This window comes from Bradyrhizobium sp. JHI2711, from assembly GCF_056156565.1.
Window position 1 is genome coordinate 106553 of the sequence record NZ_JBPZPT010000002.1, and the last position, 12958, is coordinate 119510.

Here is a 12958-nt window from a genome sequence, read left to right on the forward strand (position 1 = left end):
TGTCCCGGATTTCGCTGCGCTCCATCCAGGCTACGAAGCTATTCCGATGACTTCAGATCATCCGGCCGCGGCATCAGGATGACGTTGTAGCCGGAATCCACATAATGGACTTCGCCGGTCACCCCGCCGGAGAGATCCGACAACAGATATAGCGCCGAGCCGCCGAGGTCGTCGAGCGTGACGCCGCGGCGCAGCGGCGAATGCTTCTGCATGAAGGCGAACATCGCCCGCGCCTCGCCGATGCCGGAGCCGGCGAGCGTGCGGATGGGGCCGGCGGAGATCGCGTTGACGCGGATGCCGCGCGGTCCGAAATCGGCGGCGAGATAGCGCACGGAGGCCTCCAGCGCCGCCTTGGCCACGCCCATGACGTTGTAGTTCGGCATCGCGCGCTCCGAGGCGCCGAAGGTCAGCGTGATCATGCTGCCGCCTTCCGTCATCAGCTCGGCGGCGCGCTTTGCGACTTCCGTAAACGAGAAGCAGGAGATCACCATGGTGCGCGAGAAATTCTCGCGGCTGGTGTCGGCATAGCGGCCCTTCAGCTCGTTCTTGTCGGCAAAGCCGATCGCGTGGATCACGAAGTCGAGCTTGCCCCACTTTTCGCGGAGCACCGCGAAGGTGGCATCGACGCTTGCGATGTCCTCGACGTCGCAAGGCAGCACCAGATCGACGCCGAGCTGCTCCGCCAGCGGCTTGACGCGCTTGCCGAGCGCCTCGCCCTGGAAGGTGAAGGCAAGCTCGGCGCCATGGGCATGAAGCGTCCGCGCCATGCCCCAGGCGATGGAATGATCATTGGCGATGCCCATGATCAGACCGCGCTTGCCTTTCATCAAACCTTCCATTGCCGCCATCGCTCCTATTTTCGACGTCATCGCCCGCGCAGGCGGGCGATCCAGTATTCCAGAGACCGTCGTGATAAATAGAGAAGCCGCGGCGTACTGGATGCCCCGCCCCCCGTGCGCAATTGCGCACTAGGCGGGGCATGACAAAGTCAGAGATCACGCATCCAGCCGGCTGAACACCAGCGTGGCGTTGGTGCCGCCGAAGCCGAAGGAGTTCGACAGCACGGTGCCGATCTTGGCGTTGTCGATGCGCTTGCGCACGATCGGCATGTCGGCGAACACGGGGTCGAGCTCCTGGATGTGCGCGCTCTCGCAGATGAAGCCGTTGTTCATCATCAGCAGCGAATAGATCGCTTCCTGCACGCCGGTGGCGCCGAGCGAATGGCCGGTCAGCGCCTTGGTCGCCGAGATCGGCGGGCACTTCTCGCCGACGCCGAATACTTTGCGGATCGCCTCTATCTCCGGCGGATCGCCGGCCGGCGTCGAGGTCGCGTGCGGGTTGATGTAGTCGACCTTGGTCTTCACCGTCGACATCGCCATGCGCATGCAGCGCTCGGCGCCTTCGCCCGACGGCGCCACCATGTCGTGGCCATCAGAGGTCGCGCCATAACCGACCACCTCGCCATAGATGCGTGCGCCGCGCGCCTTGGCATGCTCGAGCTCTTCCAGCACCAACACGCCGGCGCCGCCGGCGATGACGAAGCCGTCGCGATTGAGATCGTAGGGACGCGAGGCCGTGGCCGGCGTGTCGTTGTACTTCGAGGACATCGCGCCCATGGCGTCGAACAGCACCGACAGTGACCAGTCCAGCTCCTCGCAGCCGCCGGCGAAGATGACGTCCTGCTTGCCGATCTGGATGGTCTCATAGGCATTGCCGACGCAATGGTTCGAGGTCGCGCAGGCCGATGAGATCGAATAGTTCACGCCCTTGATCTTGAACCAGGTCGCGAGCGTCGCGGACGCCGTGGAGGACATCGCCTTCGGCACCGCAAACGGGCCGACGCGCTTCGGTCCCTTGGAGCGGGTGATGTCGGCGGCTTCGACGATGGTGCGCGCCGAGGGGCCGCCGGAGCCCATGATGATGCCGGTACGGATGTTGGAGACCTCGTCGGGCGACAGGCCGGAATCCTGAATCGCCTGCTCCATCGCGATGTGATTCCACGCCGCGCCCTGGCCGAGGAAGCGCATCGCGCGGCGGTCGACCACCGTCGACGGATCGAGCGACGGCTCGCCTTGCACCTGCGAACGGAAGCCGAGCTCGGCATATTTCTCAGCCCGCGAAATGCCCGACTTCGCCTCGTGAAGGCTCGCAAGCACTTCCTGGGTGTTGTTTCCGATCGACGAGACGATGCCCATCCCGGTGACCACAACCCGCCTCATGACAGCCTCGCCTCAATCGTTGTCTTCTTAGTGATGCGCTCAGCCCAGGCTCGTGCCCTGCTTGAACAGGCCGACCTTCAGATCCTTGGCGCGATAGATAATCTGGTCATCGACCGAAAGCCACCCGTCGGCGATGCCGAGCACGAGCTTCGAACGCATCACGCGCTTGATATCGACGTTGTACACAACCTTGCGGGCGTCGGTCAGCACCTGGCCGCCGAACTTCAGTTCGCTCAGGCCAAGCGCCCGGCCGCGCCCTTCACCCCCGCTCCAGCCGAGGTAGAAGCCGACCATCTGCCACAGCGCATCGAGGCCGAGGCAGCCGGGCATGACCGGATCGTTCTTGAAATGGCAGCCGAAGAACCAGAGGTCGGGCTTCACGTCGAGCTCGGCGCGCACCAGACCCTTGCCGAACTCACCGCCATTGTCGTTGATGTCGGTGATGCGGTCGAACATCAGCATCGGCGGCAGCGGCAGCTGGGCGTTGCCTGGGCCGAACATCTCGCCGCGGGCACAGGCCAGCAGATCTTCATAGTCGTAACCGTTGCGCCTGTTCAGCATTCACGAGCCTCTGTTCAAATCCCGATTGAGCGGCGTTCCTGGCGAAAATGGGCCCGTCTCGATCGGACCGCCAATCGCCACCGCCGGCCGCGACTTGCGCAAGCTTCGCATGGATTGCCAACCGGGCCTCCATGCCCGGCTGCGCCAAAATCGGCTAAGCGGAACCGCGCGCTCTCTAACACAGGCCATTTCGGGTAGCAAAGCGCAGAGATGAAGGTAAAATGACGGGCTCCCCCAACCGGTTCCGAGCCTAATTAGAACGTCTCTAGTTGCGAGAAACTTGCATCTGCATCTTTCTCTTCTTATGTTACAGGGAGATATTGTTCAAGCGTGCCCGAAATCTTGGAAATGAACGAGAATACCGCGTCCCAACACGACGACGACCATGCCGCGGCCCTCCTGTCCGGCCGCCAGCCGGCCCTGACCGGGTGTCCCTGGCACGACGTCAACGAAATGCTGCAGTCCGCGGGGTTGCGGCCGACGCGCCAGCGCATGGCGCTGGGCTGGCTGCTGTTCGGCAAGGGCGCACGCCACCTCACGGCTGAAATGCTCTACGAGGAAGCCACCCTCGCCAAGGTCCCGGTGTCGCTGGCGACCGTCTACAACACGCTGAACCAGCTCACCGATGCCGGCCTGCTGCGCCAGGTCAGCGTCGACGGCACGAAGACCTATTTCGACACCAACGTCACCACCCACCACCACTATTATCTCGAGAACAGCCACGAGCTGGTCGACATCGAGGATCCGCATCTGGCGCTGTCCAAGATGCCGGAGGTGCCCGAGGGCTACGAGATCTCCCGCATCGACATGGTCGTGCGCCTGCGCAAGAAGCGCTGAGCTAATTCTGCATCACTGATTTGGTCGTCATGGCCGGGCATAGCCGTCCAAAGGGACGGCGTCGCTTGCGCTCGCCTATGTCCCGGCCATGCACGTTTTGGGACTAGTCAGAAGAGCGTGGATGCCCGGGACAAGCCCGGGCATGACGTTGGGGCGGCAGATTGCTCCGCCGCCCGACGGCGTCAGTTGACCTGCTCGTCCGAATAGACGCCCCAGAGGCGCTCCTGCTGGATCCAGCCGTCGAATCCATTGCCGATGACGCGGCACCAGCCTGCGGCGCATTTCTTGACCTGGGTGACGACGCCGGCCTGGAGCTTGGCCGCAACCGCGCTGCCGGGATCGGGCCGGTCATAGATCGGGGCGAGGTCGTCCTTGTGCTTCATGGTGACGACCGCGGTGCGGCGGCCCGACAGCAGCGAATGATAGACCCAGCCCTCGGCGCCTTCGGAATCGCGCACCCGGCGCCAGTTCTCGAACTCGGCGGTAATTTCGACCGGCAGGCCGGCACGGGTGTAGACCCAGGCGACGTCATTGTCCTTGGTCGGGCCGGCGCGGACGTTCACGTGATCCGATTTGAGGCTGACATAGCGCGGCACCGGCAAGCCGCTGGTGGTCTGCGGGGTATTGTCCTTCGCCGCATGCGAGGGCCCGACCGAGGCGCTCAACCAGGTGCAAACGAGCGCCATCACCCAACAAAAACGCCCCAACGCCATCAACCCGTCTCCTTCGAAGACCCGGCACACCGGGCCCTCACCCCAAATTCCAAACCCTGCCGCGCCTGCCCCTTCTCCCCGCCCCACGCGGGTTCCAAGCCTTGAGCCGTGGTTCTTGTCTTGGCCCGGCCTTCTGCTAGAGAGAACGGGCACTTGAGCAACCAATTGGCCCCGATTTTCCGGCCGGAAATGTCGGGTGAGCTTGGAGGAAACGCCGGGGACTGACACGGCAAGGGCAGTGTCGAACAACCGGGTTAATGAGGCCTCAACGACCGGCCTTTGGCGACAGAGGCGGCCTGCGATGTCTCATGAGAGCAGGACATGTCGGTGAAGAAAAAGCCCCTCGTCGTGGTGACGCGCAAGCTGCCGGATTCGATCGAGACGCGGATGCGCGAGCTGTTCGACGCGCGGATCAATCTCGACGACACACCGATGTCGCCCGAGCAGATCGCGGAAGCCGCCCGCACCGCCGACGTGCTGGTTCCGACCGTGACCGATCACATCAGCGCCGAGGTCGTGAACCAGCCCGACTGCAAGCTCCGCCTGATCGCCAATTTCGGCAATGGCGTCGACAATATCGACGTCGCAGCCGCCCATGCCCGCGGCATCACCGTCACCAACACGCCGAAGGTCCTGACCGAAGACACCGCCGACATGACCATGGCGTTGATCCTCGCGGTGCCCAGGCGCATGATCGAAGGCGCCTCGATCCTGACCGAAGGCAAGCCCTGGGCCGGCTGGTCGCCGACCTGGATGCTCGGTCACCGCATCGGAGGCAAACGCCTCGGCATCATCGGCATGGGCCGCATCGGCCAGGCGGTGGCGCGCCGCGCCCGCGCCTTCGGGCTGCAGATCCACTATCACAATCGCCGTCCCGTCGCCCCCGTGATCGCCGAGGAGCTAGGGGCGACCTATTGGGAAAGCCTCGACCAGATGCTGGCGCGGATGGACATCATCTCGGTGAACTGTCCGCACACGCCGGCGACCTATCACCTGCTCTCGGCGCGGCGGCTGAAGCTGATCCGGAAAGACGCCTATATCGTCAACACCGCGCGCGGCGAGGTCACCGACGAGGACACGCTGATCAAGCTGATCGAAGGCGGCGAGATCGGCGGCGCCGGCCTCGACGTCTACGAGCACGAGCCCGCGGTCAACCCGAAGCTGGTGCGGCTCGCCAGAGCCGGCAAGGTGACGCTGCTGCCGCATATGGGCTCGGCCACGATCGAAGGCCGCGTCGAGATGGGCGAGAAGGTGATCATCAACATCCGCACCTTCCTCGACGCCCACAAGCCGCCGGACCGCGTGCTGCCGAGCATGCTGTGAGGCGGTGCTCCGACGGACGGATGGTTTCTCCTACGTGCTTCCGGGCAAATTGAACCTAGCTCGCGATTTCAAGACTAGCCGCCACGTCCTCACCTGTACGTGCAAATCGACGTCTTCGCGTCTCCTCCATGCGTGACGAAAGGTCTCGGATCAGCTCCATAACGTCTGGTGCGAGGCCGGCCGTGTTTACGATCTTGATGATGTAAGGGGGCTTGAGTGCGTTCATTCCGCCCCCGAAGATGCAAAAAGGCAGCCACAATGTCGCCATGCCACTCCGGCGCCCCTATCGCTGCCTTGAGACTCGATCGAAAATCCTGAGCTGTTTTCCAAGTACTGGCGTCGAGTTCTACTGTTCGCATAGTGCTCTCGGTGCCGCCCGAATTTTGGGCCGGTGTCCTACTCGCGGTGGATGCTCAAGTCTTCGAACACGGGCCCGTCGCCGTTGAGCGGATTGGCGGGATCGCGTGAATAGCGCAGGGTCTCGAAGCGCATCGCGCGCGCATCGATCATCAGGAGGCGGCCGACGAGGCCGTCGCCGAAGCCGACGATCTCGCGGATCGCCTCCAGCGCCATCATCGAGCCGAGTACGCCCGCCAATGCGCCCATGACGCCGGCTTCCGCACAGGCCGGCACGGTGCCGGGCGGCGGCGCTTCCGGAAACAGGCAGCGGTAGGTCGGATTGAACTCGCCCTGCTCGCCCGTCTCATGCGCGCGGATGGTGGTCAGCGAGCCGTCGAAGGTGCCGAGCGCCGCTGATATCAGCGGCCGCTTGGCGAAGAAGCAGGCGTCGGAAACGAGATAGCGCGTCGAGAAATTGTCGGAGCCGTCGAGCACGAGGTCGTAATCGGCGATCAGGCTGAGCGCGTTATCCGCGTTGAGCCAGGTGGCGTGACCGATGAAGCGAACATGTGGGTTGAGCGCCGCGATCCGCTCGGCGGCACTCTCGACCTTGTGTCGCCCGATATCGGGCGTCGTATGGATCACCTGGCGCTGCAGGTTGGACAGCGACACCACGTCGTCGTCGACCACGCCGAGCGTGCCAACGCCGGCGGCGGCCAGATACATCAGCGCGGGCGCGCCGAGCCCGCCGGCGCCGATCACCAGCACCGAGGCCCGCTTCAGCGCCGCCTGGCCGGGGCCGCCGACGTCGCGCAACACGATGTGGCGGGCATAGCGTTCGAGTTCGTCCGGGCTAAGCACCTTCTCTTACTCCTGAACCGCACCGTCATTGTTCGCGACCAACGAGATGTGCTTCAATCGCATGCTTTTCAATGTTTTGGCGTTCAACGGGCTGGCTGGATTTGTCATGAGACCGATGCTTGCGGCAACACTGATGTTGGCGGCTGCCACGGGCGCGCACGCCCAGATGACGACGCCCCAAGTGCCAGGCGCCACCCCGAAAACGGTCCAGACCGTTCCGGTCAAGCCCCCTGCGATGCAGACGCCGTCCGCGACGGCCGATGGCATGGCCAAAGCCGAGCGGCTGGCGCTCCAGTCCGACCTCGCCTGGGTCGGACAATATAACGGCGCCATCACCGGCGACGTCAGCGAGCGCATGGTCAACGCCATCAAGGAGTACCAGAAGGCCAAGGGCGGCAAGCCGACCGGCGTGCTCAATCCGCAGGAGCGCACCGCGCTCACTGAGGCGGCACGCAAGAAGCAGGAGAGCGTCGGCTGGAAGATCGTGACGGAGCCGACCAGCGGCGCCCGGCTCGGCATTCCCGGCAAGCTGGTGCCGCAGCAGGCAAGCGACGCCAACGGCTCGAAATGGACCTCGCCGACAGGGACGGTGCAGGTGGTTCTCAGCCGCCGCAAGGAAGTGAGCCCGACCTCGGCCAAGCTCGCCGATCTCGAGAAGGAGCCGTCCGGCCGCAAGGTCGATTACACCGTGGTGAAGCCGGATTTCTTCGTGCTGTCGGGCTTGCAGGGCCAGAAGAAGTTCTACGTCCGCGGCACCTTCAAGGGTGACGAGGTCCGCACCATGACGATCCTCTACGACCAGGCGACAGAGAATACGGTCGAGCCGGTCGTGATCGCGATGTCGAGCGCGTTCAACGCGTTTCCGTCGGGACCGCTGGCCGGGCCGCCGCCGCGCAAGACCGTTGAATACGGCACCGGCATCGTCGTCAGCGAGGACGGCGCGATCGTCACCGACCGCCTCGTCACCGACGGCTGCCTTGCGATCACGATCGCCGGCCATGGCAGCGCCGACCGTCTCGCCGAGGACAAGGAGCACGATCTCGCGCTGCTGCGCATCTACGGCGCGCGCGACCTGAGGCCGCTCAGCCTCGCCGGAGGGGCCGCGAAGACCAATGTCGATGTCGTCGGCATCGCCGATCCGCAAAGCCAGGGCGGCGCCGCCGCCGTGTCGAACCTCAAGGCCGCGTTGACGCCGGCGATGAGCAGCAATTCCGCGCTCTCGCCGCCGCCGGCGGTCGGCTTCTCCGGCAGCCCAGCCGTCGACGGCGACGGCAAGTTCGCCGGCATCGCGCTGCTGAAGCCGGCGGTGGTCGCGGGACCCGCGACGTCGGTGCCGGCATCACAGGCGATGATGGTCTCTGCCGAGGCGGTGCGCGGGTTTCTCAAGGCGAAGGGCGTCAGCCCGAATGGCACGTCGACGGACGCCAAAGCCGCCGTCGTGCGCGTGATCTGCGTGCGGAAATAAGGCGCTGCCGGCGATCCTCGTGTCCCGGACGCGGTGCGGCGTGAAATGCCGCTCCGCTGAGCCGGGACCCATATCTCAACAGTCGCGCTTGTGGCTTCTGGGCCCCGGCTCTGCAGCGCACCGCTATCGCGTTGCGCTTTGTCCGGGGCACGGACCGCCTCACGTACGACTACGGAGCCGGTAATGGTACGGATTCGCTGGCATTCGCGATTCCGCCATCATCGTTGCCGTTGATTCGGACCTCCGCGATCCCCTTTGGATCGGGCCGGCACGTCCTGAGCGAGAAGCGCTCAGCATCCAGAAGCGATGCACGTTCGCGTGGCGTATCCCTGACCCAGCACTCCAAAGGATTGACCTTCAATGCACACGATCGTACTGGCCACCCAAAAGGGCGGCAGCGGCAAGAGCACGCTCGCCATTGGCCTCGCCTTGGCCGCCAAGCAGGCCGGCTTCACCGTCCGCCTGATCGAGACCGACCCGCAGGGCACCCTCTCCAACTGGCAGCGCCGCCGCTCTACCGACGATCTCGTCGTCGAGCCGATCTATCACGCCGCCGATATCGCGCCGCGTCTCAAGATGCTCGCCGACAGCGGCCTCCAGCTCGCGATCGTCGACACCGCCGCCGGCCTCAGCGCCGCCACCACCGCCGCGATCCGCCATTCCGACCTCTGCCTGATCCCGGCCCGTCCCAGCGTCGCCGACATCGAGGCGACCGTCTCGACGCTCAGCGTCGCCCGTGCCTGGAAGCGGCCTTACAGCTTCGTGCTCAACCAGACGCCGATCCGCGGTCAGCGCATCGACAACGCCGCGACCGCGCTCGCCGAGGAGGCCGCGCTCGATCTTGCCGAGGTGCTCGCGCGGCCGCTGATCGTGATGCGCAACGATCACCAGGACGCGCTTGCGAGCGGCCTTGCCGTGAGCGAATTCGCGCCGAATGGCAAATCGGCGGACGAGATCCGCGGCCTGTGGCGCTGGATCGAGACCCGGCTCGAGCTCGAAGCCACCACCAATGTCCTGATCGACCAGGTCATCTCGGCTGCGCACGGCATGCTGCAGATCGCTGCGGAACAGGCGGCGGACGAGACCACGGCACTGGCGTCCTGAGCGGGGCGATCGCTCGGACGACAGTCGGGCTCTGCGCCATCCGGTGAACGGGCCCAAGCGACGAAGCAGTTCGGCCACCAGCCCGGCCGGATTGCTTCGCCTCGTGCGTTGTAGCGAGGGCTCCCGTAGCCTGGATGAAGCGAAGCGCAATCCAGGAAGGTCTCTCCGCGGAGAGGCCGGCCCCGGATTACGCTGCGCTCCATCCGGGCTACGACGCTGCGGCAATCCCGATTGTCACTTCTGACATTTCGGGCACCAGAAGGTCGAACGACCGTTCTGCACGAACCGCTTGATCGTGCCGCCGCAGCGCGGCGTCGTGCATTTTTCGCCTTCGCGGTCATAGACCCTGAACGAATGCTGGAAATAGCCGAGCTCGCCCGAGGTCTGGCGATGGTCGCGCAAGCTGGAGCCGCCGGCCTTGATGGCATCGTTCAGCACGGTGTGGATCGCGCCGACCAAGCGCTGCGCATGATCCGTCGGCTCGCCCTTCCTGGTGGATAGCGTCGCAGCAATGCGCCGCGGCGACAGATGCGAGCGGTGCAGCGCCTCGCAGACATAGATGTTGCCGAGCCCGGCCACCACGCGCTGGTCGAGCAGCGCGGCCTTCAGGCTCGTGGTCTTGCCTTGGCAGGAGCGCGCCAGCATCGCGGCGTCGAATTCGTTGCCGAGCGGCTCGGGGCCGAGCCCGCGCAGCAGCGGCTCGTCTTCGAGCGCGCCACGCGCAATCACTTTCATGTATCCGAAGCGGCGCGGATCGTTGAAGACGATGTCGGCGCCTGAGGACATCCGAAACAGCACGTGATCGTGCGCGGAATCCTTGGCCTTCGGATAATGAAACTCGCCTGGCTGAGCCTCGTTGTCCGGCTTGATGACGCGGAACGAGCCCGACATGCCCAGATGCATCAAGAGCACGTCGCCGGAGGCGAGATCGGCCATGAGATATTTTGCACGGCGCCCGAGGCCCGTGACGACTTGCCCCTTGAGCCGGGCCACGAAGTCGGGCTGGAACGGAAAGCGCAAATCCGGCCGGCGGGCCTCCGCATCGAGGATTTTCGCGCCCTCCATCACGGGCTGAAGGCCGCGGCGGACGGTCTCGACTTCGGGCAATTCAGGCATGGTCGGGCATTCACCTTATGAAGGCGGTGTGATAGCGCCATTGCGGCGGGCGGGCTATGGTCCGCCGAGTGGAGTAGAGTAATGGATCGGCCGGGCGAAACCACGCATTTTGGCTTCAGGGACGTTCCCCTCGGGGACAAGCAGACGCTGGTGAACGATGTGTTTCGCAGCGTGGCGTCGCGCTATGACCTGATGAACGATTTGATGTCCGGTGGCCTGCACCGGGTCTGGAAGGACATCATGATCACCACGCTGGATCCGCCGAGGGGCGACCGGCCGTTCGCGCTGCTTGACGTCGCCGGCGGCACCGGCGACATCTCGTTCCGTGCCGCCAAGTCCGCCGGCCCCGGCTTCCACGCCACGGTGTGCGACATCAATGCGGACATGCTGGCCGTGGGGCGCGAACGCGCCGCCAAGCGTCATCTGGAGACCCAGGTCGATTTCGTCGAAGGCAATGCCGAATCGCTCGGCTTTGCCGATCGCAGCTTCGATGCCTATACGATCGCTTTCGGCATCCGCAACGTGCCGCGGATCGACCTTGCGCTGCGCGAGGCCTATCGCGTGCTGAGGCCCGGCAGCCGCTTCCTGTGCCTGGAATTCTCCACCGTCGAGATGCCCGGCCTCGACAAGCTCTATGATCTGTTTTCGTTCAAGGTGATCCCGCCGCTCGGGCGCATGGTCACGGGCGACGCCGAATCGTACCAATATCTCGTCGAGTCCATTCGCAAATTTCCGAAGCCGGCCGCCTTCGCCGACATGATCCGCGAGGCCGGCTTTGCCCGCGTCAGCTGGCAGACACTCTCCGGCGGCATCGTCGCACTGCATTCGGGCTGGCGTTTGTGATCTCTGCCGTCACCCATCTTGCGCGCCTGATCCGCGCCGCGTTCGTGTTTGCGCACGAAGGCGTGTTCGGCGCGGTCGATCCGAGCCTGGTGCCGCCGCCGGGACAGCTCGCGCTGAAGCTGGCGCGCATCATCGAGCGCCGTGGCGCCAAGCAGGGACCGCGGATCTCGCGCGCGCTGACGCGGATGGGCCCGGCCTATCTCAAGCTCGGCCAGTTCCTGGCCACGCGCCCCGACGTGGTCGGCGTCATCATGGCGCGCGACCTCGAAAGCCTGCAGGACCGCCTGCCGCCGTTTCCGCAGCAGGAAGCCGAGGCCACGATCGCGACCTCGCTGGAACGGCCGCTGACGGACATCTTTGTGAGCTTCGGCCCGCCGGTCGCGGCGGCCTCGATCGCGCAAGTGCATCGCGGCGAGGTGGTGCGCGACGGCATCCGCAAGTCCGTCGCGATCAAGGTGCTGAGACCCAACGTCGCCGCGCGCTTCCGCCGCGATCTCTCCGATTTCTTCTACGTCGCGCACAAGGCTGAGGCCTATTCGGCCGAGGCGCGGCGCCTGCGCCTGATCGAGGTCATCAACACCATGTCGCGCTCGGTCGCGATGGAGATGGACCTACGGTTAGAGGCTGCCGCGCTGTCGGAGATGGCGGAGAACACGCGCGACGATCCCGATTTCCGCGTGCCCGCCGTCGACTGGGACCGCACCACGCACAACGTGCTGACGATGGAATGGATCGACGGCATCGCGCTGAACGATCACAAGCGCCTCGCCGAGGCGCGGGTCGACCTGCCCGATCTCGGCCGCAAGGTGATCCAGAGCTTCCTGCGCCACGCGCTGCGCGACGGCTTCTTCCACGCCGACATGCATCCGGGCAATCTGTTCCTGGATGACGCCGGCCGCCTCGTCGCGGTCGATTTCGGCATCATGGGCCGGCTCGGCATGAAGGAGCGGCGCTTCCTCGCCGAGATCCTGCTCGGCTTCATCACCCGCGATTATCGCCGCGTGGCCGAAGTGCATTTCGAGGCCGGCTATGTGCCCGCGCATCATTCGGTCGAGAATTTTGCCCAAGCCATCCGCGCCATCGGCGAGCCGATCCACAACCGCACGGCGGAAGAGATCTCGATGGCGCGGCTGCTCACGCTGCTGCTCGAGGTCACCGGCCTGTTCGACATGACGACGCGGCCCGAGCTGATCCTGCTGCAGAAGACCATGGTGGTGGTCGAGGGCGTGGCGCGCGGCTTCGATCCCAAGCTCGACATCTGGCGGATCGCCGATCCGGTGGTGCGCGAATGGATCGAGCGCAACCTCGGACCCATCGGCCGCATCGAGGGCGCGCTGGCCGGTACCGGGGACATCGCGCGGGTCTTGATGCGCCTGCCTGAGATCGCCGAGCGGTCGGTGAAGGTGCTCGAGCAGCTCGAGACCATGACGCGGGAGGGCATCAGGCTTTCGCCGGAGAGCATCGCGGCGATGGGACGCAGCGAGGGCCGCAAGAACCGCTGGCGCACCGTGGCGCTCTGGATCATCGCCGCGACCTTCATCGGGATTCTGATCGCCGTCCGGAATCTGTGATTGCAC

The 12958-nt window shown here is 65.3% G+C and carries 12 protein-coding genes; 6 read left to right on the plus strand and 6 right to left on the minus strand.

Annotated elements, in window-relative coordinates:
* Window positions 1-38 precede the first annotated feature (38 nt).
* The 3 genes from fabI to fabA form a co-directional block, all read right to left on the minus strand.
* Window positions 39-839, minus strand: a complete 801-nt coding sequence (gene fabI / locus ACTEK7_RS13035) for an enoyl-ACP reductase FabI (RefSeq protein WP_036024482.1) — start codon at window positions 837-839, stop codon at window positions 39-41.
* Window positions 840-995: 156 nt separating this feature from the next.
* Window positions 996-2219: a beta-ketoacyl-ACP synthase I gene (gene fabB, locus ACTEK7_RS13040; RefSeq protein ID WP_036024480.1), complete on the minus strand. Its 1224-nt coding sequence runs from the start codon at window positions 2217-2219 to the stop codon at window positions 996-998.
* 39 nt (window positions 2220-2258) lie between these two features.
* Complete coding sequence (fabA, locus tag ACTEK7_RS13045; RefSeq protein ID WP_036009034.1) at window positions 2259-2780, minus strand: bifunctional 3-hydroxydecanoyl-ACP dehydratase/trans-2-decenoyl-ACP isomerase; 522 nt, start codon at window positions 2778-2780, stop codon at window positions 2259-2261.
* Window positions 2781-3128: 348 nt separating this feature from the next.
* On the opposite strand from fabA, the gene irrA reads away from it, so the two are divergent.
* Window positions 3129-3617: an iron response transcriptional regulator IrrA gene (irrA, locus tag ACTEK7_RS13050; protein ID WP_036009037.1), complete on the plus strand. Its 489-nt coding sequence runs from the start codon at window positions 3129-3131 to the stop codon at window positions 3615-3617.
* 182 nt (window positions 3618-3799) lie between these two features.
* On the opposite strand, the gene ACTEK7_RS13055 is transcribed toward irrA, so the two are convergent.
* Complete coding sequence (locus ACTEK7_RS13055) at window positions 3800-4330, minus strand: SH3 domain-containing protein (protein ID WP_225135252.1); 531 nt, start codon at window positions 4328-4330, stop codon at window positions 3800-3802.
* A 321-nt stretch (window positions 4331-4651) separates the two neighbouring features.
* Between ACTEK7_RS13055 and ACTEK7_RS13060 the strand changes: the two genes are divergently transcribed.
* Window positions 4652-5653: a 2-hydroxyacid dehydrogenase gene (locus ACTEK7_RS13060; RefSeq protein WP_036009043.1), complete on the plus strand. Its 1002-nt coding sequence runs from the start codon at window positions 4652-4654 to the stop codon at window positions 5651-5653.
* Window positions 5654-6049: 396 nt separating this feature from the next.
* On the opposite strand, the gene ACTEK7_RS13065 is transcribed toward ACTEK7_RS13060, so the two are convergent.
* On the minus strand, window positions 6050-6853 hold the full coding sequence (locus tag ACTEK7_RS13065; protein ID WP_225148335.1) for a HesA/MoeB/ThiF family protein: 804 nt from the start codon (window positions 6851-6853) through the stop codon (window positions 6050-6052).
* 106 nt (window positions 6854-6959) lie between these two features.
* Between ACTEK7_RS13065 and ACTEK7_RS13070 the strand changes: the two genes are divergently transcribed.
* Both ACTEK7_RS13070 and ACTEK7_RS13075 read left to right on the plus strand, forming a co-directional pair.
* Window positions 6960-8318, plus strand: a complete 1359-nt coding sequence (locus ACTEK7_RS13070; protein ID WP_225148336.1) for a serine protease — start codon at window positions 6960-6962, stop codon at window positions 8316-8318.
* Window positions 8319-8678: 360 nt separating this feature from the next.
* Entirely contained in the window at window positions 8679-9422 is a 744-nt protein-coding gene (locus ACTEK7_RS13075) for a ParA family protein (protein WP_036009049.1), read from the plus strand.
* Between the two features lie 234 nt (window positions 9423-9656).
* On the opposite strand, the gene mutM is transcribed toward ACTEK7_RS13075, so the two are convergent.
* The gene (gene mutM, locus ACTEK7_RS13080) at window positions 9657-10538 is read right to left on the minus strand and encodes a bifunctional DNA-formamidopyrimidine glycosylase/DNA-(apurinic or apyrimidinic site) lyase (RefSeq protein ID WP_225128061.1); all 882 of its coding nucleotides are present in this window, start codon (window positions 10536-10538) and stop codon (window positions 9657-9659) included.
* Between the two features lie 81 nt (window positions 10539-10619).
* On the opposite strand from mutM, the gene ubiE reads away from it, so the two are divergent.
* Together ubiE and ubiB are read left to right on the plus strand one after the other, a co-directional pair.
* Complete coding sequence (gene ubiE, locus ACTEK7_RS13085) at window positions 10620-11381, plus strand: bifunctional demethylmenaquinone methyltransferase/2-methoxy-6-polyprenyl-1,4-benzoquinol methylase UbiE (protein WP_225148337.1); 762 nt, start codon at window positions 10620-10622, stop codon at window positions 11379-11381.
* Window positions 11378-12952 carry a 2-polyprenylphenol 6-hydroxylase gene (gene ubiB / locus ACTEK7_RS13090; protein ID WP_225148338.1) on the plus strand — a complete coding sequence of 525 codons (1575 nt, stop codon included), beginning with the start codon at window positions 11378-11380 and terminating at the stop codon, window positions 12950-12952. The genes ubiE and ubiB overlap by 4 nt, the downstream gene beginning before the upstream one ends.
* Window positions 12953-12958 lie beyond the last annotated feature (6 nt).

Bases quoted from the DNA above. Each gene is read 5' to 3' on its own strand.
- fabI (WP_036024482.1), bottom strand. From the start codon at position 839: ATGGAAGGTTTGATGAAAGGCAAGCGCGGTCTGATCATGGGCATCGCC.
- fabB (WP_036024480.1), bottom strand. From the start codon at position 2,219: ATGAGGCGGGTTGTGGTCACCGGGATGGGCATCGTCTCGTCGATCGGA.
- fabA (WP_036009034.1), bottom strand. From the start codon at position 2,780: ATGCTGAACAGGCGCAACGGTTACGACTATGAAGATCTGCTGGCCTGT.
- irrA (WP_036009037.1), top strand. From the start codon at position 3,129: ATGAACGAGAATACCGCGTCCCAACACGACGACGACCATGCCGCGGCC.
- ACTEK7_RS13055 (WP_225135252.1), bottom strand. From the start codon at position 4,330: ATGGCGTTGGGGCGTTTTTGTTGGGTGATGGCGCTCGTTTGCACCTGG.
- ACTEK7_RS13060 (WP_036009043.1), top strand. From the start codon at position 4,652: ATGTCGGTGAAGAAAAAGCCCCTCGTCGTGGTGACGCGCAAGCTGCCG.
- ACTEK7_RS13070 (WP_225148336.1), top strand. From the start codon at position 6,960: ATGAGACCGATGCTTGCGGCAACACTGATGTTGGCGGCTGCCACGGGC.
- ACTEK7_RS13075 (WP_036009049.1), top strand. From the start codon at position 8,679: ATGCACACGATCGTACTGGCCACCCAAAAGGGCGGCAGCGGCAAGAGC.
- mutM (WP_225128061.1), bottom strand. From the start codon at position 10,538: ATGCCTGAATTGCCCGAAGTCGAGACCGTCCGCCGCGGCCTTCAGCCC.
- ubiE (WP_225148337.1), top strand. From the start codon at position 10,620: ATGGATCGGCCGGGCGAAACCACGCATTTTGGCTTCAGGGACGTTCCC.